Consider the following 16317-nt stretch of genomic DNA (forward strand, 5'->3'; position numbering starts at 1 on the left):
TCTGGGGGGGGGGTGGGTGCGGGGGGGGGGGGTGGGGGGGGGTGGGGGGGGGGGGGGGGGGGGGGGGGGGGTGGGTGGGTTTGTTCCCCCCCCCCCCCCCGCCCGCTCATGCGGTCAGCTCGCGCTCAGCAGCCGCCGCATCTCCTCGATCTCGGCGTTCTGCGCGGTGACGATGCCGGCGGCCAGGCGCTTGGCGGGGCCGTAGGCGCCCTTGGTGCGCTCCGTGGTGGCCATCCGCACGGCGCCCTGGTGGTGCTCGACCATCAGGGACAGGAACCTCCGGTCGAACTTCTCGCCGGTGGCCGCTTTCAGGCCGGCCATGTCCTGCTCGCTCATCATGCCGGCCATGCCGGCCATGCCCGCGTGGCCGGAGTGATCCATGTCGGCGGCGGGGACCTGCTCGCCCCAGGACTTCAGCCAGCCGGTCATGGTGCGGATCTCCGGGTCCTGGGCCTTCTCGATCCGGGAGGCGAGGTCCTTCACCCGAGCGGAGGAGGCCCGCCCGTCGGCCAGCTGCGCCATCTCCAGGGCCTGCCGGTGGTGCGGGATCATGTCCTGCGCGAAGGACACGTCCTGGGCGTTGTGGCCGGTGGCCGGGGCGGTCCCGGCCGGGCTCGCCGGGCTGCCGTGGTCCGCGCGGGCCGCGCCGTCGTCGCTTGCGCAGGCGGCGAGGACGAGGGAGGCGACGCCGGTCACCGCGACGAGGGCGGCACGGCGCATCGGGGTACGGGTGGTCATGCTGGAACTCCGTCTGTTCTGAGGGTGTCTTCGGGCATGCGTGAGCACGACCGCACCGGGGGCGCGGCCGTCGCGGCCTCTAGATCCGCAGGAGTTGGAGTTCCGCCAGGGACGGTGGGGCACGGGCGCCGTCCGGTGCCGTGGCCGCCCGGACACGCGCGGCACGGGCCGGCACGGGAGCGGCCACGGGGTCGGGGGCGAGCGCGGGCAGCTCCGGTCCGCCCTTCACGGCGCCGGACGCGCAGGTGGGGTCCGCGTGGTGCATCCGCGGGCCGGCGTCGCACCCGCAGTCGTCCTGCGCGGTGACCACGACGCCCGGGTGCGCGGCACGGGCATGCACCTCGTGTCCCGCCATGCCGCCGCCCGGCGCCAGGGCGTGCATGCCCAGGAGCCCGGCGAGCACCGCCAGCACCAACAGCACGCCAAAACGCCGGCTGAGCGGCAACGGGGCATGCGGTGCGGTGGCGGCCATCGAGATCATCCTACTGGGCCCCTGGACGACTCGGCCGCCGGGACGCGCTCGGGTGCCGCCGGGACGGGCGTCCCGCCGCCGACCGCGCCCGGGGCACCGGGCCCGACGGCTCGTCCCGGTCAACGCCCTGGCCGGCGGTCCGTGCCCCGACGTGAACGTGCCACGGCCGGCCGCGCACGAGGCCCAGGTGGACGGTGAGCTTCCCTTCCGCCGCGTTCCACTCCGCGGTGCCGTCGCTCGAGCCGGGGTGGAGCACGATCGGCTGGAGACGCGTTTCTCGCAGATGAGACGGCGTGGCCATCCGTCGCGGGGAATTCATCGACCGCAACATCGTCGGTGCGCGTGCTGCGTGACTTCACGACCGCCCTCGGGACAGATTGCGGGCCGCTGACCTGCCAGAGACCATGGGGCTACGGACAAGCTCTGGTGCGGGCCGCGGACGGGCAGCAAGAAAGCCTTCGGCTACTCACTCCGCCTTTCGCGCGGGAGGAGCGGCAGCGTCATGCATCCCTTGAACACACTCAGCGATGCCGGAGTGTCGATTTGGCTGGATGATCTCAGTCGGGAGCGGCTGGTGTCGGGGAGCCTGGCGGACCTTGTCAGGAACGACCGGGTCGTGGGGGTGACCACCAATCCGACGATCTTCGCCAAGGCCATCACGAGCGGCAACGCGTACGACGCACAGATCCAGGATCTGGCGGCCCGCCGCGTCGGGGTCGACGAGGCGCTGCGGGCGCTGACCACAACCGACGTCCGATGGGCGTGCGACGTCCTGCGCCCGGTCTACGACGCGACGGACGGCGTCGACGGGCGCGTCTCCATCGAGGTCGACCCCCGGCTCGCGTACGACACCGCGGCGACTGTCGCAGAAGCGCGGGCCCTGTGGTGGCTGGTCGACCGGCCCAACCTGTTCGTGAAGATCCCGGCCGCCCGGCAGGGCCTGTCGGCGATCGCCGCCTGCCTGGGCGAAGGAATCAGCATCAATGTCACGTTGATCTTCTCCCTCGCCCGCTATGACGAGGTCATGGCCGCCTTCCTCGAGGGGATGGAACGCGCCCGCGACACGGGCCGGGAACTGGCCGGGATCGGCTCGGTGGCTTCGTTCTTCGTCTCCCGAGTCGATGCCGAGGCAGACGCACGCCTGGACAAGGCCGGCACCGCGCAGGCGGCCGAGCTGCGAGGACGAGCGGCGATCGCGAACGCGAGGCTGGCCTACCAACACTACGAGCGGGTCTTCTCCTCACCGCGCTGGCACGCCCTGCGGGATGCGGGGGCCCATCCGCAGCGTCCGCTGTGGGCTTCGACCTCTGTCAAGGATCCCGCGTACGACGACACCCGCTACGTGACCGAACTCGTCGCACCCGGCGTGGTCAACACCATGCCCGAGGCCACCTTGCGTGCGGTCGCCGACCACGGCCGCGTACCGGCCGACTCGGTCCGCGCCCACTATGACGACGCTCAGCAGGTTCTCGATGGGCTGCGGACAGTCGGCGTGGACTACGACGACCTCGTGCAGCACCTCGAGGACGAAGGCGTGTCGAAGTTCGACGCCAGCTGGGCGCGGCTGTCCGAGCAGCTCGCCAAGACGTTGCGGAGCCGGCCCGCAGCCAAGGAATCCGCACGCTGAAGGACCGCTGCTCGTTCGGTCACTGTCAACAGCTGCGGAAGGATCCCCCGATGACCGACACTCCCGCGCACGTCCCGGTTGGTCCCGTCGTGGTCGGCACGGACGGCTCCCCGGACGCCCGGCGCGCTGTGCTCTTCGCTCTGCGCGAGGCACAGCTGCGTGGCACCGGTCTGAGGGCGGTCTGTGCCTACGACTACACCCCTGCTCGCCACACGGCCTACGGATGGATGGCTGCGCCGGAGGGCGACGTCAGCGTGTACGAACAGCTCCGCGATGTCGTCCGGCAGGGGGTGACCGACACGGTCAACGAGCTGCGTCAGCAGCTCGGCGGGCCGCACGTGGAGGTGGAGATCATCGCGGCGGCGGGACGCCCTGCGCAGGTCTTGCTGGATGCGAGCAAGGACGCCTCTCTGCTGGTGGTCGGCACTCGTGGTTCGGGCGCCTGGGGGCGCCTCATGCTCGGATCGACCAGCACGGAGGTCGTGCACCACGCCCACCTGCCCGTCGTCGTCGTGCCGGCCGACTCCCGCGGTGCCCCCTCCTGACGATCCGAGGACTCGCGGGCATGCTCTGGCGGCTGCAGCTGCAGCGGACGGTCTTTGCTGATGGCCCCAGTGGGGTGATCGCCTCGGGACTTCGCCGGCCCGGCCCGGCCGGCCAGCGGATCGGGAGCCCCGGCTGGGAACAGGCGATGGACGCGTTGCGCTGCCCGCCACCCCTCTCGAGCACGCGGTTCCTGAACCGCACTGACTGGGCCCTGTGCCGCCTCACTCGGCCGGTGTACTGGAGTCCGTCGTCTCGACGGGCGCACGAACGATGACGACCGGACAGGTGGCGTGCTGCGCACACTTCTGACTCACGGAGCCCAGCAGCGTTCGACGGAATCCACCCATACCCCGGCTGCCCACTACCAGGGCCTCGGCCCCCTTGGCCTCACCGATCAGTACCTCGGCGGGGTTGCCCCTGACCAGACGCTTTCGCACTTTGGCAGCGCCGGACTCACCGAGAACCTGGTGCACCTGGTTGGCGAAGCTCTGCTCGGCGATGGTTCGGTCGAAAGTAGGGTCCACCGCGGGCGCGGACCACCCGTACGCCCAGGGCACCTCCCAGGCAGCCACTGCCACGACATCACCGCTGATCAGCTCGGCATACCGGACGGCCCAACGAAGCGCGACATGCGACGAAGGCGAGCCGTCGACACCCACCACGACGCGGGCCGACTCCTGCTTCCCCATGAGATGTGCCCTTTCTGGTCTCGTATGCGTCCAGACTGTGCGACGCAGGGGCGTTTCGCCATGCAACCCCGGCCGAGAGATGCACAACCAGCTTGCCGACCCAGGACGGTCGAGCCGACGGCCGCGCGGTCGGCCCCTTGATCTTTGGCAGCAGGAAGTCGTCGGAGCGAACCTGGATGTACGCATACAGGAGGTGTGATGAGCGGTCTGGTCGTGGTGGGCGTAGACGGTTCGGCCTCGAGTCTGGCTGCGGTCGAGGCGGCGGCCCGGGAGGCACAGTGGCGCGGCGCAGGGTTGCGGCTGGTGCATGCGTTCATCTGGCCCGCCATGCACGTGCCGTTGGGCCGGTCGCCGCTCGGCCCTCCTGAGGGCGGCTTGAGCAACATGGTGGAAGGCCTGCTGACCGAGGCGGAGGAGCGCGCCAGGTCTGTGGCCCCTGAGGTCGACATTTCCCGCGCTGTGGTGACAGGGGACGCGCTGACGGTCCTGGAGGGGCAATCGCGTGCTGCGCAACTCGTGGTTGTCGGGTCCCGCGGTATGGGGGGCTTCGTCGGGCTGATGGTGGGATCGACGGCGGTGCATCTCGCGGCGCACGGCCGGTGCCCGGTGCTGGTCGTCCGTGAGCAAGGTGAGCGCTCAGGGCCGATCGTGGTCGGTGTCGACGGTTCCTCGGCCGGTGCCGGAGCGGTCGATTTCGCCTTCACCGAGGCGGCCCTACGCGGAGTCGACCTCATTGCCTTGCACGCCTGGACCAACTGGAACGCACCGATGCCGGAGCCGCATGACGTGGAGATGCCGTACGCGAACGGCCCGGAGGCGCTGCCTGCGCAGGAGGAGCGTCTGCTGTCCCAGGCGCTCGCCGGCTACCAGGAGATGTACCCGGGCGTGAGCGTGAAGCGCGAGGTGGTCCAGGGCGGGACGCGGGAGGCGCTGATCGAGGCGAGCCACAAGGCCCAGCTTCTGGTGGTCGGTGCACGTGGACGCGGCGGTTTCGCCGGACTGGTGCTCGGATCGGTGAGCCAGGCCATGCTGCATCATGCACACTGCCCAGTGGCGGTGGTCCGCAGCCCCGACAACAGTCGCTGACCAGCTCCAGGCGGCCTCTGGGCACGTCAACCGTCGGTGCGGCTGCCGTGCTCGGCACCCCGGAGTGGTGGGCTGCCCAGTACGGCACCGGCGTGAGCCCGGGCTGTGGGATCGCGGCGGGACTTGATCAGGCTCGCCACGACGGTGGCCGCGAGCACCGCACCGACGACAGCCAGCGAAACGGCGGTGCTGATCTCCGGGATGCGGGATTCGATGCCGTGGCCCCAGTGCAGGACGAGCTTCGCGCCGATGAACGCAAGAATGACCGACAGCCCCGCAGCGAGGTACACCAGGCGATCCAGCAGCCCGGTGACCAGGAAATACAGCGCCCGAAGGCCCAGCAGGGCGAACGCGTTCGCCACGAAGACGACATACGGCTGCTCGGTCACACCGAAGACGGCCGGGATCGAGTCCAGGGCGAACAGGATGTCCGTGCCGCCGATGGCGATGAACACCACGAACAACGGGGTCACCGCGCGCCGTCCACCCATACGGCTCACCATCCGCCCACCGTCATAGCTGTCGGTGACAGGCAGGAGCCGTCGGCAGGACCGCACCAGCACGTTGTTCTCGATATCGGGGACCTGGTCACGGTGCCGGTAGAGCTGGACTGCCGTCCACAACAGCAGCAGGCCGAAGATGAGGAACATGAAGGAGAACAGTGACAGCAGCGCCGCCCCCAGGGCGATGAAGACGGCCCGCAGGACGAGGGCCGCGACGATGCCGAAGGTCAGTACGCGCTGCTGATGCTCACGTGGCACCGCGAACGTGGACATGATGATCACGAAGACGAAGAGGTTGTCGACGGACAGGCTTTTCTCCACGATGTAGCCGGCGTAGTACTGCGCGCCGTACTCCCACCCCACCACTTGCGCGAAGACCACGCCGAAGATCACCGCGACCGCGATGTAGAAGATCGACCAGAAGACGGCTTCCCGGAATCCCACGGCGTGCGGGCGGACCGAACCCACCACAAGATCGACGGCAAGCAGCGCCACGATCGCGGCGATGGTCAGGACCCAGCCGAGCGCGGTAACCGACATACCAAGACCTCCGCATCGCAGGACACAAGGACATGGTTTCCGACCACACCGGCCCCCGCTGCGCAGAAGCTGCTGAAAGCACTCGGCAGACGCAGGGCCAGTTGTCCACGGAAGGAGCGGGCGAGAAATCGGCGTCCGGCGTAGTGAAATCCGACAGGATGGGCTTCGATCTCTCAGGGGTGTCGTCGGTTCGCCGGCAGGCATGCACGCAGTGTGAGCGGGTTCGCCTGTGGGCTTCTTGCTCGGGCTGTGGTTTCTGCGAGGTCGAAATCCTGACGGAGCATCAGGTAACTCGGTGAAGAGTCAGCATGAGACCGACCGAACGTGGCTACAGATGACGACAGGTGCACATCCGTCTACACCCGCCATTGATCGGTCGACCCGGGGAAACGCCGGTTCCGTGGGGAGCTGGTGACGTGAGGAGCGAGCCGTGTTCTACTACCTGCTCAAGTACGTGCTGCTGGGCCCCCTGCTGAGACTGGTCTTCCGGCCACGGATCGAGGGGCTGGAGCATGTGCCGGCGTCGGGGCCGGCGATCGTCGCCGGGAACCATCTGTCCTTCTCCGACCACTTCCTGATGCCGGCGATCCTGAAGCGGCGTATCACCTTCCTCGCCAAGGCGGAGTACTTCACCGGACCGGGCCTCAAGGGCCGGCTCACCGCGTTCTTCTTCCGCAGCGCCGGGCAGATCCCGGTGGACCGCTCCGGCAAGGACGCGGGGCAGGCCGCGATCCGCGAGGGGCTCGGCGTACTGCGCCGCGGTGAGCTGCTCGGGATCTACCCGGAGGGGACCCGGTCGCACGACGGGCGGCTGTACAAGGGCAAGGTCGGCGTCGCCGTGATGGCGCTGACGGCGGGGGTGCCGGTGGTGCCGTGCGCGATGATCGGCACGTTCGAGGCGCAGCCGCCGGGGAAGGTCGTCCCGAGGATCCACCCCGTCGTCATCCGCTTCGGCAAGCCGCTGGACTTCTCCCGCTACGCGGGCATGGAAGGCGAGAAGGCCATCCTGCGGGCCGTCACCGACGAGATCATGTACGCGATCCTGTCCCTGTCCGAGCAGGAGTACGTCGACCAGTACGCGGCCGTCGTCAAGGCGGAGCAGACGGCGGCGAAGAAGGAACGGAAGTTCCCGCGGGCGCCGCTGAGTTGAGCTCCCTCTGCCGAGTCGGGCGGGCATGGCGAAGGGGCGGCCGGAGGTTCCGGCCGCCCCTCGGTGCCGTACCGGGGTGGCTACGGCTTGGGCGTCGCGTGCGGCGCGCAGGTCATGTCGGAGGTGTCCAGCTTGCCGGAGAGCAGGTAGGCGTCGACCCGCTCGTTGATGCAGGGGTTGACCAGGCTGGTCACACCGTGGGAGCCGGCGCCCTTCTCGGTGATCAGGCGGGAGCCCTTGAACCGCTTGTGCAGGGAGACGGCGCCCGGGTACGGGGTCGCCGCGTCACGCGTGGACTGCACGATCAGCACCGGCGGCAGACCCCGGTGGGTGCGCACCTCGACCGGGGTGTGCTGCTTGGCCGGCCAGGTGGCGCACGGCAGGTTCATCCAGGCGTTGGCCCAGGTCATGAAGGGGTAGTCCGTGTTGAGCCTGGTGTTGTCCCGGTCCCACTTCTTCCAGCTCGTCGGCCACTTGGCGTCGGCGCACTCGACGGCGGTGTAGACGGCGTTGCCGTTCTCCGCGCTGATGTTGCCGGCCGTGTCCGACAGGTCGGGTGCGGCGGCGTCGACCAGCGCCTGGGTGTCCCCGGCGACGTACTTGCTGAACACCGAGGCGACCGGCACCCAGGAGGAGTCGTAGTACGGGGCGCTCTGGAAGAAGGAGATCAGCTCGGCCGGGCCGACGACCCCGCCGATGGGGTGCTTCTTGGCGGTGGCGCGCAGCTCGAGCCACTGGGCCTGGACGGCGGCGCGGGTGGTGCCGAGGTGGAAGGCGGCGTCGTTGGCGGCGACCCAGTCCTCCCAGTCCTTCCAGCGGCCCTCGAAGGCGATGTCCTGGTTCAGGTTGGCCTCGTACCAGATGTTCTCGCGCGAGGGGTCGACCACGCTGTCGACGATCATGCGGCGCAGGTGGCCCGGGAAGAGGGTGCCGTAGACGGCGCCGAGGTAGGTGCCGTAGGAGACGCCGAGGTAGTTGAGCTTCTTCTCGCCCAGCGCGGCGCGGATGACGTCCAGGTCGCGGGCGGTGTTCGGCGTGGTCATGTACGGCAGCATCCGGCCGCTGCGCTCGGCGCAGCCCTCGGCGTACTCGCGGGCGAGCTTGCGCTGGGCGTCCTTGTCGGCCTTGCTGTCCGGCACCGGGTCCATCTTGGGTGCCTTGACGAATTCCTGCGGGTCCATGCAGGAGATGGGCGCCGAGTGGCCGACGCCGCGCGGGTCGAAGCCCACGAAGTCGTAGGCCTTGGACACGTTGGTCCACAGCGGGTTCTTGGTGGTGACGCGGCGCGGGAAGCGCAGTCCGGAGCCGCCGGGGCCGCCGGGGTTGTAGACGAGGGAGCCCTGGCGCTCCTTCGCGGTGCCGGTGTTGCCGATGCGGTCGACGGCGAGCTTGATCTGCTTGCCGTAGGGGTGGGCGTAGTCGAGCGGCACGCTCACCCAGCCGCACTGGATGGGCTTCTCCAGGCCCCAGTCGGCGGGGCAGTCCTGCCAGTCGATGCCGGTCTTGGCGGCGCGGGCGGCGGCGATCTCGGCGCCCCGGGCCTCCCGGTCCCGGCCGTGGCGGCTGTCGGCGCTGGCCGCGGGCGCCGAGACGGCACCGGCTATCAGGGTCGCGGTGACGAGTGCTCCGGCCGAACCGAGCGCCATCAGGCGGCTCTTCGGTCTGTTGTGCCTCAAGTGGGCCCCTCCCCCTGTGTGGTTGTCAGTGGTCAGCGGGGATCCTCTCGGCTGTGAGCCGCCTGAGAACAGGGGTCACCGGCCTTCTTTACCAATCCGATAAACGGTTGATCGCGTCCCGCTGAGCGGAACGGCTCAGACCGGCAGGGCGGCCAGCGCCTCGTCCAGCAGGCGCCGCAGCCGCAGCGCGTCCGGGGCCACGGCGCTGACGAGTACGGCCGGTCCGGCGAGCGGCATCAGCGCGGCGCACTCCCCCAGCATCCGTGCCTCGGCCGGCCGCTCTGCAAACTCCGGCCGTACGACGATCAGTTGGCCCACCGACCGGAGTCCCCCGAGCACGGCGGGCCCGTCCCAGCCGTCCGGAGCCCCGGGCCCGCAGCGCAGCTCCTGGTCCAGCACCGTGCGGCCCGCGACGCGCACCGTGAGCCGGCTGGTGAGCCGCCCGGGCTCCTCCCCCACGCGCCCCAGCACCTGCTCCTCGCGCAGCACCAGCCGCGCCCCGGCGGCGAGTTCGGCGCGCGTGGTGACGTGCAGGTCGCTGCCGCCGGCCGAGATCAGCTGCTCGGGCAGCCAGCGCAGCTCGGCTCCCCGGGCCACGTCGAGCCGTACGTCGTACCGCGCCTCGCCCTTGGCCTGGCCGGGCAGCGCGATCGTGGCGGCCGCCGACCCCACGGACAGCCGGGCTCCCTCCTCCACCCGTGTCTCGACGGTGAACCGGTCGCCGCCGAGCGGCCCGCTCATCGCGCCGACCAGCATGACCCGCGCCCCGTCGCCGGTCGCCCGGGTGCGGCGCGGCGCGAGCGGGCCCGCGCCGTCCAGCACCGGCAGGGCCGTACCGCCCCGTCCGTCGGCGCGGGCGACGATCCGCGCGTGCGCCCGGACGCCGGCCGCCGTCACGCCGTCCACGCCGCGAGCCGCTCCCGCACCCACGCGGCCACGTCCGCGACCCCGGTCCCACCGCGCAACGACTGGAGGACCACCGGGAGTTCGGCCCGCTGCGCCTTGGCGTCGGCGGCCATCCGGGCCAGGTCGGAGCCGACGTACGGCGCGAGGTCGGTCTTGTTGACGACGAGGAGGTCGGCGGTGGTGACGCCGGGGCCGCCCTTGCGCGGGATGTCGTCGCCGCCGGCGACGTCGATCACGAAGATCTGGGCGTCCACGAGCCCCTTGGAGAAGGTGGCGGTGAGGTTGTCCCCGCCGGACTCCACCAGGATCAGGTCCAGCGGCCCGACCGTGTCCTCCAAGTCCTCCACGGCCTCGAGGTTGGCGGAGATGTCGTCGCGGATCGCGGTGTGCGGGCAGGCGCCGGTCTCCACGGCCGTGATCCGCTCGGGCGGCAGCACGGCCTCCCGGAGCAGGAACTCGGCGTCCTCCCGGGTGTAGATGTCGTTGGTGACGACGGCCAGCGACAGTTCGTCGCGCAGCGCCCGGCACAGCGCGGCCACGGTCGCGGTCTTCCCGGACCCGACGGGACCGCCGAGCCCGATCCGCAGGGCGCGGCGGGCGCCGTCGGGACGGTGGGCGTCCGCGCTGACGGCGGCGGGGCCGGGGTGGGTGTGGTCGAGGTGCATGTCAGCGGCTCCGTTGGGCAGCAGGGACGGTGTGTGCGGGGCGCAGAGGCCCCTGGCGGGCTCAGGACGCGAACAGCCGCACGGCCCACCCCGCATGCCACTGCGCCCCGGTCTCCAGCAACGGCCCGGACGCCGCCGGCAGTGCGTCGACCCCCTCGTCGAGCGCCTTCCGCGCGGCCTCCACCGCCGTGTCCGCGACCCGGTCCAGCTCGGGTGCCAGCCGCGCCAGGACGCCGGTGGCGTCGAACGGGTCCAGGCTCAGCAGCCGCACCGTCGCCGTCGCCGGGCCGCTCACGCTCTCGTACAGCGCGCAGTACGCCGCGTCCTCGGGCGCCAGTCCGGCCGCCCGCGCGGTCACGCCGAGCACGACCGGCTGGTGGGCGCCCTTGGGGAACTCCCGGGCGAGCCCGTCGAGTTCGGCCGACGGCCAGCTCGCACGGGCGGCCCGCACGAGCTGCCGCCCGAGCCGCCGCGCGGCGGCGCGCAGCGCGGGCGAGGGTGTACGGGCGTCCGCCGCCGCGTCCAGCTCGGCCGGCGGGACGCCGAGTACGGCGGCGGCCGCCAGGGCCCCCGCGACGAGTCCCGCGGTGTGCAGCCGTCCCCGGCAGAATTCCTCCAGGCCGGCCGCCGAGGTGATCCGCCCCGCCTTGACGGCGGCCTCCGCCCCGCCGGAGTGCGCGTGCCCTCCGGCGGGGAAGCGGCCGTCGGCCAGGACGAGCAGTGCTGCCCTGGACATCAGAAGAGGAAGTAGCGCTGGGCCATGGGCAGTTCTGCCGCCGGTGCCGCCTCGACCAGTTCGCCGTCGATGTGCACGGCGAAGCTGTCTGGGTCGATGCGCACGTGGGGCCGCGCGTCGTTCTCGCGCATGTCGGCCTTGGTGACCGGCCGCGTGGACTCGATGGCGGTGAACCGCTTGCCGAGCCGCAGCCGTTCCGGCAGCCCGTCCTCCAGCGCGAGCGGTGCCACGAAGTTGACGGAGTTCGCGGCGGGCGCGCGCCCGATCGCGCCGTACATCGGGCGGGGCAGGATCGGCTGCGGGGTGGGGATGGAGGCGTTGGCGTCGCCCATCTGCGCGTACGCGATCTGGCCGCCCTTGAGGACCAGGTGCGGCTTCACGCCGAAGAACGCGGGCTCCCACAGGACGAGGTCGGCGAGCTTGCCGGTCTCGACCGAGCCGATCTCCCGGGCGAGTCCCTGCGCGAGGGCCGGGTTGATCGTGTACTTGGCGACGTAGCGGCGGACGCGCCGGTTGTCCGCCCGGCCGTCCCCGGGCAGTGCGCCCCGGCGGCGCTTCATCACGTGCGCGGTCTGCCAGGTCCGCAGGATCACCTCGCCGACCCGGCCCATGGCCTGGGAGTCGGAGGAGATGATGGAGATGGCGCCGAGGTCGTGCAGGACGTCCTCGGCCCCGATCGTCGACGGCCGGATCCGCGACTCGGCGAAGGCGAGGTCCTCCGGGACCGCCGGGTTCAGGTGGTGGCACACCATCAGCATGTCGAGGTGTTCCTCGGCGGTGTTGACGGTGTAGGGCCGGGTGGGGTTGGTGGAGCTCGGCAGGACGTGCGGCTCGGAGACGACCGTCATGATGTCGGGCGCGTGCCCGCCGCCGGCGCCCTCGGTGTGGTACGCGTGGATGCCCCGCCCGGCGATCGCGGCGAGGGTGTCGCCGACGAACCCGGCCTCGTTCAGGGTGTCGGTGTGGATCGCGACCTGGATGCCGGTCCGGTCGGCCACGGTCAGCGCGGCGTCGATGACGGCCGGGGTGGAGCCCCAGTCCTCGTGCAGCTTCAGCCCGAGCGCGCCGCCGCGGATCTGCGACAGCATCGCCTCGTGCGAGACGGTGTTGCCCTTGCCGAGGAAGCCGATGTTGAGCGGGTAGTGCTCCATCGCCTCGAACATCCGGGCGAGGTGCCAGGGGCCCGGTGTCACGGTGGTCGCCTTGGAGCCCTCGGCCGGTCCGGTGCCGCCGCCGACCAGGGTGGTGACGCCGGAGGACAGGGCCTCGTCGGCGATCTGCGGGCAGATGAAGTGGACGTGCGCGTCGATGGCGCCGGCGGTGAGGATCCGCCCGTTGCCCGCGATGACCTCGGTCTCGGGGCCGATGACCAGGTCGGGGTGGACGCCGTCCATGGTGTCCGGGTTGCCGGCCTTGCCGATGCCGGTGATCCGGCCGTCCCTGATGCCGACGTCGGCCTTGACGACGCCCCAGTGGTCGACGACCACGGCGCCGGTGATCACGGTGTCGGGGGTGCCGTCGGCGCGGGTCGCGCGGGACTGGCCCATGGACTCGCGGATGACCTTGCCGCCGCCGAAGACGGCCTCGTCCCCCGAGCGCCCGGGCCCGCCGGACCGGTCCTCCTCGATCTCGATCAGCAGGTCGGTGTCGGCGAGCCGGATGCGGTCGCCGGTGGTGGGCCCGAACAGGTCGGCGTAGGCGGCGCGGGAGATCTCAGGCATCGAGGGCACCTCCGGTCTCCCCGCGCAGCCCCGGCACGATCCGCGCGCCGGCGAGGGGCACGAGTTCCACGTCGACGGGGATGCCGGGCTCGAAGCGCACGGCGGTGCCGGCGGCGACGTTCAGCCGCTTGCCGCGGGCGGCGGCGCGGTCGAACTCCAGGCCGGGGTTGGCCTCCGCGAAGTGGTAGTGGGAGCCGACCTGGACCGGCCGGTCGGCGGCGTTCAGGACGGTGAGCCGGGTGACCTCGCGGCCCTCGTTGCAGACGACGGGACCGTCGGCGAAGAGCACTTCTCCGGGAATCATCGGGGCCCCTCAGACGATCGGCTCGTGGACGGTGACGAGCTTGGTGCCGTCCGGGAAGGTGGCCTCCACCTGCACGTCGTGGATCATCTCAGGGACGCCCTCCATGACGTCGTCCCTGGTCAGGAGCTTCCGTCCGGAGGACATCAGGTCGGCGACGGTACGGCCGTCGCGCGCGCCCTCGAGGATGTGCGACGTGATGAGGGCGACCGCCTCCGGGTGGTTCAGCCTGAGCCCCCGGGCCCTGCGCTTCTCGGCCACGTCGGCCGCGACATGGATCAGCAGCCGCTCTTGCTCGTGCGGGGTCAGGTGCACGTCCCACCTTCCAATCCTCGGTCGACACAGGCAGAAAAACCCCTGGTCGCGTGGATCGGCAGGCTAGTTCCCCGGAGTTTCAGGGACGTTAACCGGGCCTTGGGCAGTCCATGACCGGGCGATGGGACCGCTCATACCCGGCCGGAAGTCGGCTGCCCGCGCCCGCGAAGCGGCTGCCCGGGAAGACGACTGCCCGGGAAACGGACCGGAACGGGCCAGAACAGCTCAGGAGGCGCCGGGCCCGCGGTGTTCGGCGGCGATGCCGAACCGCTGCCGGTCGCGGGCGGCGGGCGCGGCCTCGCGCACCCCGGACACCGAGCTGATCACCTGCTCCTCGGCCGGCTCGTCGAGCGCGTCGAGCCGCTCCAGGTCGGCGGCGGAGACCAGGGCGACCAGAGGCTTGCCGTGCCGGGTCACGACGACCCGCTCACCGCCGTACACCACCCGGTTGATCAGATCGGCGAGCTCAGCCCTGGCTTGCGTCACCGGAATCTCGTAGGCCATGCCCCCCATCGTACGTCAGGTACGTCCTGTACATTTTTTACAGAAGCAGAGCCGCGGAGGCCCTGCCGCGAGGAGGGGTATGCCCATGACCCGACCGTCCGCCCGTCACGTCCTGCCCGAGTTCACCGAGCGCACGAGCACGGGACACCGCACGCTGGATCCGTACTCCAAGCTGTTCGAGAGCCGGGTCGTCTTCCTCGGCACGCCCCTCGACGACTCGGCGGCGACCGATGTGATCACGCAGTTCATGCACCTCGAACACGCCGCCCCGGACCGGGACATCACGCTGTACCTCAACTGCCCGGGCGGCTCGTTCAGCGCGATGACGGCCGTCTACGACACGATGCGGTACGTCACGTGCGACGTGGCGACCTACTGCCTGGGCCAGGCGGCCTCGGTGGCGGCGGTGCTGCTCGCCGCCGGCGCGCCGGGCAAGCGGTTCACCCTGCCGGGCGCGCGCATCGTGGTGCGGCAGCCGGCGCTGCCCGAGCCGGCCGAGGGGCAGCCGAGCGACCTCGTCATCCAGGCGGAGGAGCTGTCCCGGATGCGGGCGCTGATGGAGGAGATGCTCGTCCGGCACACCGGGCGCACCGCGGAGCAGGTCCAGCAGGACCTGGAGCGGGACCTGATCCTGGACGCGCCCGGCGCGCTGGCGTACGGCCTGGTGGACGGTGTCGTCCCGAGCCGCCGGGACACCCCCGGCGCCCGGCACGCGGGGTGAGCCGCCGATGCTGCCACCGGAGCTTCCGCCGCTGCCCGCGCTGACGCGCGCGGAGGGTGAGTTGATCGACCGTTATCTGGAGGTGGTGGACCTGCTGGGCCGGATCAACCCGGCGCAGTCCGCGGACACCTATCGCGCGCTGCGCGCGGCGCAGGGCCTGGTGCGCACGGCGGCCGGGCTGCGCGACGCGCTGGCCCTGATGCACCAGCGGGGCGAGACGGAGCTGCACGGGGACACGCTGGCACGGGCTCTGCGGGTGCTGGACGGTGAGCGCCGCACCGCGCGCGTCGCGCTCCCGCCGGACTGCGTCGGCTGAGCGGGACGCGTGTCCGGCCCGCACGACACCCCGGTGTCGAGGGGCCGTGGGGGCCGGAGTTGAAACGGGCCGAACGATGGTCGCCCGGCCGGCGTATCCATGGACGAGTTTCCGGACCTCCCGACTTGCGCACCGTCCGGCTCCGAAGGTCGCCGGACGGTGCGTCGTCCCAGGTCCGGGGCTACGCAGGGGAATTGACGGTGACTCGAACAGAGCAATGTCCACCCGAACGGGCGAGTGGTGAGTAACGCCACAAACTCGCGGTTCCGTTGGGATTTTCGGACAGGTGTGGGTGAAGATCCCTGACTGACGACAAGCCCCCGCCACCGCGGCGGGGCGGTCCGGGCGGACGCCGAGTCCTGCCGCCGCCCGGATGACCGGTCGACAGGAGTGGATCGGCAGGAGTGGAGGACCCGAGCAAGACGGGTCGCCGGGAGGAACGTTCGTCGGTGACGGGCGGTCGTGCCGAGCAGCCCTTGGGGTGAAGCCGTGGCAACGCGGCCGGGCAACTTCGCCAGCCCGAATCCGACAGGTCATCCTTCACAGGCGGCTGACGAAGGGTTGCGCATGACTGCGCTCAATCGTGTCCCGTCGCTGATGGCCCGGGCCGGTACGGCCTCGGCACTCACCCTCGCCGCCGTGGGCGGCTCGATCGTGGTCCCCGGTCTCGCCACCGATGCCTCGGCCGCGACCATCGCGTCCAAGGCGCTGAAGATCGCGGCGTCCAAGAAGGGGGCGCCGTACGCCTGGGGTGCCACCGGGCCGCGCCGTTTCGACTGCTCGGGACTCACGCTCTACTCGTTCAAGAAGGCGGGCAAGAAGCTGCCGCGTACGGCGGCTCAGCAGTACAACAAGACGCACCACATCTCCGCCGGCCACCGCAAGGCCGGTGACCTGGTCTTCTTCCACTCGGGTTCCTACGTCTACCACGTTGGCATCTACGCCGGTCACGGCAAGATCTGGCACGCCCCGAGGACCGGGGACGTGGTCCGGCTGCAGAAGATCTGGACCCGCAGCGTCTGGTACGGCCGCGTGAGCTGACCCCCGCACGACCAGGAGCCGGCTCCAGCCCCAGGGCCGCTCCTCGAGCCACCCGCGCCGCCTC

Annotated in this window: 19 protein-coding genes; 7 read left to right on the forward strand and 12 right to left on the reverse strand. The window is 71.3% G+C overall.

Features of this window, described 5'->3' with window-relative positions; genetic code table 11:
* Positions 1-114: 114 nt before the first annotated feature.
* Complete coding sequence (locus ACZ404_RS32160; RefSeq protein ID WP_468446073.1) at positions 115-738, reverse strand: DUF305 domain-containing protein; 624 nt, start codon at positions 736-738, stop codon at positions 115-117.
* A gap of 79 nt (positions 739-817) precedes the next feature.
* Positions 818-1210 carry a DUF6153 family protein gene (locus ACZ404_RS32165; RefSeq protein ID WP_468446075.1) on the reverse strand — a complete coding sequence of 131 codons (393 nt, stop codon included), beginning with the start codon at positions 1208-1210 and terminating at the stop codon, positions 818-820.
* Positions 1211-1712: 502 nt separating this feature from the next.
* Here ACZ404_RS32165 and tal point away from each other — a divergent pair.
* Entirely contained in the window at positions 1713-2837 is a 1125-nt protein-coding gene (gene tal, locus ACZ404_RS32170) for a transaldolase (RefSeq protein ID WP_468446077.1), read from the forward strand.
* 50 nt (positions 2838-2887) lie between these two features.
* The gene (locus tag ACZ404_RS32175) at positions 2888-3382 is read left to right on the forward strand and encodes a universal stress protein (protein WP_468446079.1); all 495 of its coding nucleotides are present in this window, start codon (positions 2888-2890) and stop codon (positions 3380-3382) included.
* A 222-nt stretch (positions 3383-3604) separates the two neighbouring features.
* On the opposite strand, the gene ACZ404_RS32180 is transcribed toward ACZ404_RS32175, so the two are convergent.
* Positions 3605-4072 carry a universal stress protein gene (locus ACZ404_RS32180; RefSeq protein WP_468446080.1) on the reverse strand — a complete coding sequence of 156 codons (468 nt, stop codon included), beginning with the start codon at positions 4070-4072 and terminating at the stop codon, positions 3605-3607.
* A gap of 198 nt (positions 4073-4270) precedes the next feature.
* Here ACZ404_RS32180 and ACZ404_RS32185 point away from each other — a divergent pair, with 198 nt between their 5' ends.
* Positions 4271-5158, forward strand: coding sequence for a universal stress protein (locus ACZ404_RS32185; protein WP_468446082.1), 888 nt, complete (start codon positions 4271-4273; stop codon positions 5156-5158).
* 26 nt (positions 5159-5184) lie between these two features.
* On the opposite strand, the gene ACZ404_RS32190 is transcribed toward ACZ404_RS32185, so the two are convergent.
* On the reverse strand, positions 5185-6201 hold the full coding sequence (locus ACZ404_RS32190) for a TerC family protein (protein WP_468446084.1): 1017 nt from the start codon (positions 6199-6201) through the stop codon (positions 5185-5187).
* A 430-nt stretch (positions 6202-6631) separates the two neighbouring features.
* Between ACZ404_RS32190 and ACZ404_RS32195 the strand changes: the two genes are divergently transcribed.
* Positions 6632-7351, forward strand: a complete 720-nt coding sequence (locus ACZ404_RS32195) for a lysophospholipid acyltransferase family protein (protein ID WP_468446086.1) — start codon at positions 6632-6634, stop codon at positions 7349-7351.
* A gap of 80 nt (positions 7352-7431) precedes the next feature.
* On the opposite strand, the gene ACZ404_RS32200 is transcribed toward ACZ404_RS32195, so the two are convergent.
* The 8 genes from ACZ404_RS32200 to ACZ404_RS32235 form a co-directional block, all read right to left on the reverse strand.
* Positions 7432-8997 carry an alpha/beta hydrolase gene (locus ACZ404_RS32200; RefSeq protein WP_468446359.1) on the reverse strand — a complete coding sequence of 522 codons (1566 nt, stop codon included), beginning with the start codon at positions 8995-8997 and terminating at the stop codon, positions 7432-7434.
* A 165-nt stretch (positions 8998-9162) separates the two neighbouring features.
* On the reverse strand, positions 9163-9933 hold the full coding sequence (locus tag ACZ404_RS32205) for an urease accessory protein UreD (protein WP_468446088.1): 771 nt from the start codon (positions 9931-9933) through the stop codon (positions 9163-9165).
* The gene (gene ureG / locus ACZ404_RS32210) at positions 9921-10598 is read right to left on the reverse strand and encodes an urease accessory protein UreG (protein WP_468446090.1); all 678 of its coding nucleotides are present in this window, start codon (positions 10596-10598) and stop codon (positions 9921-9923) included. The genes ACZ404_RS32205 and ureG overlap by 13 nt, the downstream gene beginning before the upstream one ends.
* Positions 10599-10659: 61 nt before the next feature.
* Positions 10660-11334, reverse strand: coding sequence for an urease accessory protein UreF (locus ACZ404_RS32215; protein WP_468446092.1), 675 nt, complete (start codon positions 11332-11334; stop codon positions 10660-10662).
* Positions 11334-13055, reverse strand: a complete 1722-nt coding sequence (locus tag ACZ404_RS32220) for an urease subunit alpha (protein WP_468446094.1) — start codon at positions 13053-13055, stop codon at positions 11334-11336. Before ACZ404_RS32220 ends, ACZ404_RS32215 begins: the two co-directional genes overlap by 1 nt.
* Positions 13048-13359: an urease subunit beta gene (locus ACZ404_RS32225; protein ID WP_361240474.1), complete on the reverse strand. Its 312-nt coding sequence runs from the start codon at positions 13357-13359 to the stop codon at positions 13048-13050. The genes ACZ404_RS32220 and ACZ404_RS32225 overlap by 8 nt, the downstream gene beginning before the upstream one ends.
* 9 nt (positions 13360-13368) lie before the next feature.
* A complete protein-coding gene (locus ACZ404_RS32230) occupies positions 13369-13671 on the reverse strand; it encodes an urease subunit gamma (RefSeq protein ID WP_468446096.1) in 303 nt (100 codons plus the stop codon).
* A 225-nt stretch (positions 13672-13896) separates the two neighbouring features.
* Positions 13897-14175 carry a type II toxin-antitoxin system Phd/YefM family antitoxin gene (locus ACZ404_RS32235; protein ID WP_468446099.1) on the reverse strand — a complete coding sequence of 93 codons (279 nt, stop codon included), beginning with the start codon at positions 14173-14175 and terminating at the stop codon, positions 13897-13899.
* 85 nt (positions 14176-14260) lie between these two features.
* On the opposite strand from ACZ404_RS32235, the gene ACZ404_RS32240 reads away from it, so the two are divergent.
* From ACZ404_RS32240 to ACZ404_RS32250, 3 genes are all read left to right on the forward strand, one after another.
* Positions 14261-14896 carry an ATP-dependent Clp protease proteolytic subunit gene (locus ACZ404_RS32240; RefSeq protein ID WP_468446101.1) on the forward strand — a complete coding sequence of 212 codons (636 nt, stop codon included), beginning with the start codon at positions 14261-14263 and terminating at the stop codon, positions 14894-14896.
* 7 nt (positions 14897-14903) lie between these two features.
* Complete coding sequence (locus tag ACZ404_RS32245; RefSeq protein ID WP_468446103.1) at positions 14904-15212, forward strand: hypothetical protein; 309 nt, start codon at positions 14904-14906, stop codon at positions 15210-15212.
* A 567-nt stretch (positions 15213-15779) separates the two neighbouring features.
* Positions 15780-16253, forward strand: a complete 474-nt coding sequence (locus ACZ404_RS32250) for a C40 family peptidase (RefSeq protein ID WP_468446105.1) — start codon at positions 15780-15782, stop codon at positions 16251-16253.
* The last annotated feature ends 64 nt before the right edge of the window (positions 16254-16317 follow it).

The sequence above is a fragment of the Streptomyces sp. NPDC030798 genome (assembly GCF_055572275.1).

Bases quoted from the DNA above. Each gene is read 5' to 3' on its own strand.
- ACZ404_RS32185 (WP_468446082.1), top strand. From the start codon at position 4,271: ATGAGCGGTCTGGTCGTGGTGGGCGTAGACGGTTCGGCCTCGAGTCTG.
- ACZ404_RS32250 (WP_468446105.1), top strand. From the start codon at position 15,780: ATGACTGCGCTCAATCGTGTCCCGTCGCTGATGGCCCGGGCCGGTACG.
- ACZ404_RS32175 (WP_468446079.1), top strand. From the start codon at position 2,888: ATGACCGACACTCCCGCGCACGTCCCGGTTGGTCCCGTCGTGGTCGGC.
- ACZ404_RS32235 (WP_468446099.1), bottom strand. From the start codon at position 14,175: ATGGCCTACGAGATTCCGGTGACGCAAGCCAGGGCTGAGCTCGCCGAT.
- ACZ404_RS32200 (WP_468446359.1), bottom strand. From the start codon at position 8,997: ATGGCGCTCGGTTCGGCCGGAGCACTCGTCACCGCGACCCTGATAGCC.
- ureG (WP_468446090.1), bottom strand. From the start codon at position 10,598: ATGCACCTCGACCACACCCACCCCGGCCCCGCCGCCGTCAGCGCGGAC.
- ACZ404_RS32220 (WP_468446094.1), bottom strand. From the start codon at position 13,055: ATGCCTGAGATCTCCCGCGCCGCCTACGCCGACCTGTTCGGGCCCACC.
- ACZ404_RS32215 (WP_468446092.1), bottom strand. From the start codon at position 11,334: ATGTCCAGGGCAGCACTGCTCGTCCTGGCCGACGGCCGCTTCCCCGCC.
- tal (WP_468446077.1), top strand. From the start codon at position 1,713: ATGCATCCCTTGAACACACTCAGCGATGCCGGAGTGTCGATTTGGCTG.
- ACZ404_RS32180 (WP_468446080.1), bottom strand. From the start codon at position 4,072: ATGGGGAAGCAGGAGTCGGCCCGCGTCGTGGTGGGTGTCGACGGCTCG.
- ACZ404_RS32240 (WP_468446101.1), top strand. From the start codon at position 14,261: ATGACCCGACCGTCCGCCCGTCACGTCCTGCCCGAGTTCACCGAGCGC.
- ACZ404_RS32190 (WP_468446084.1), bottom strand. From the start codon at position 6,201: ATGTCGGTTACCGCGCTCGGCTGGGTCCTGACCATCGCCGCGATCGTG.
- ACZ404_RS32225 (WP_361240474.1), bottom strand. From the start codon at position 13,359: ATGATTCCCGGAGAAGTGCTCTTCGCCGACGGTCCCGTCGTCTGCAAC.
- ACZ404_RS32160 (WP_468446073.1), bottom strand. From the start codon at position 738: ATGACCACCCGTACCCCGATGCGCCGTGCCGCCCTCGTCGCGGTGACC.
- ACZ404_RS32245 (WP_468446103.1), top strand. From the start codon at position 14,904: ATGCTGCCACCGGAGCTTCCGCCGCTGCCCGCGCTGACGCGCGCGGAG.
- ACZ404_RS32165 (WP_468446075.1), bottom strand. From the start codon at position 1,210: ATGGCCGCCACCGCACCGCATGCCCCGTTGCCGCTCAGCCGGCGTTTT.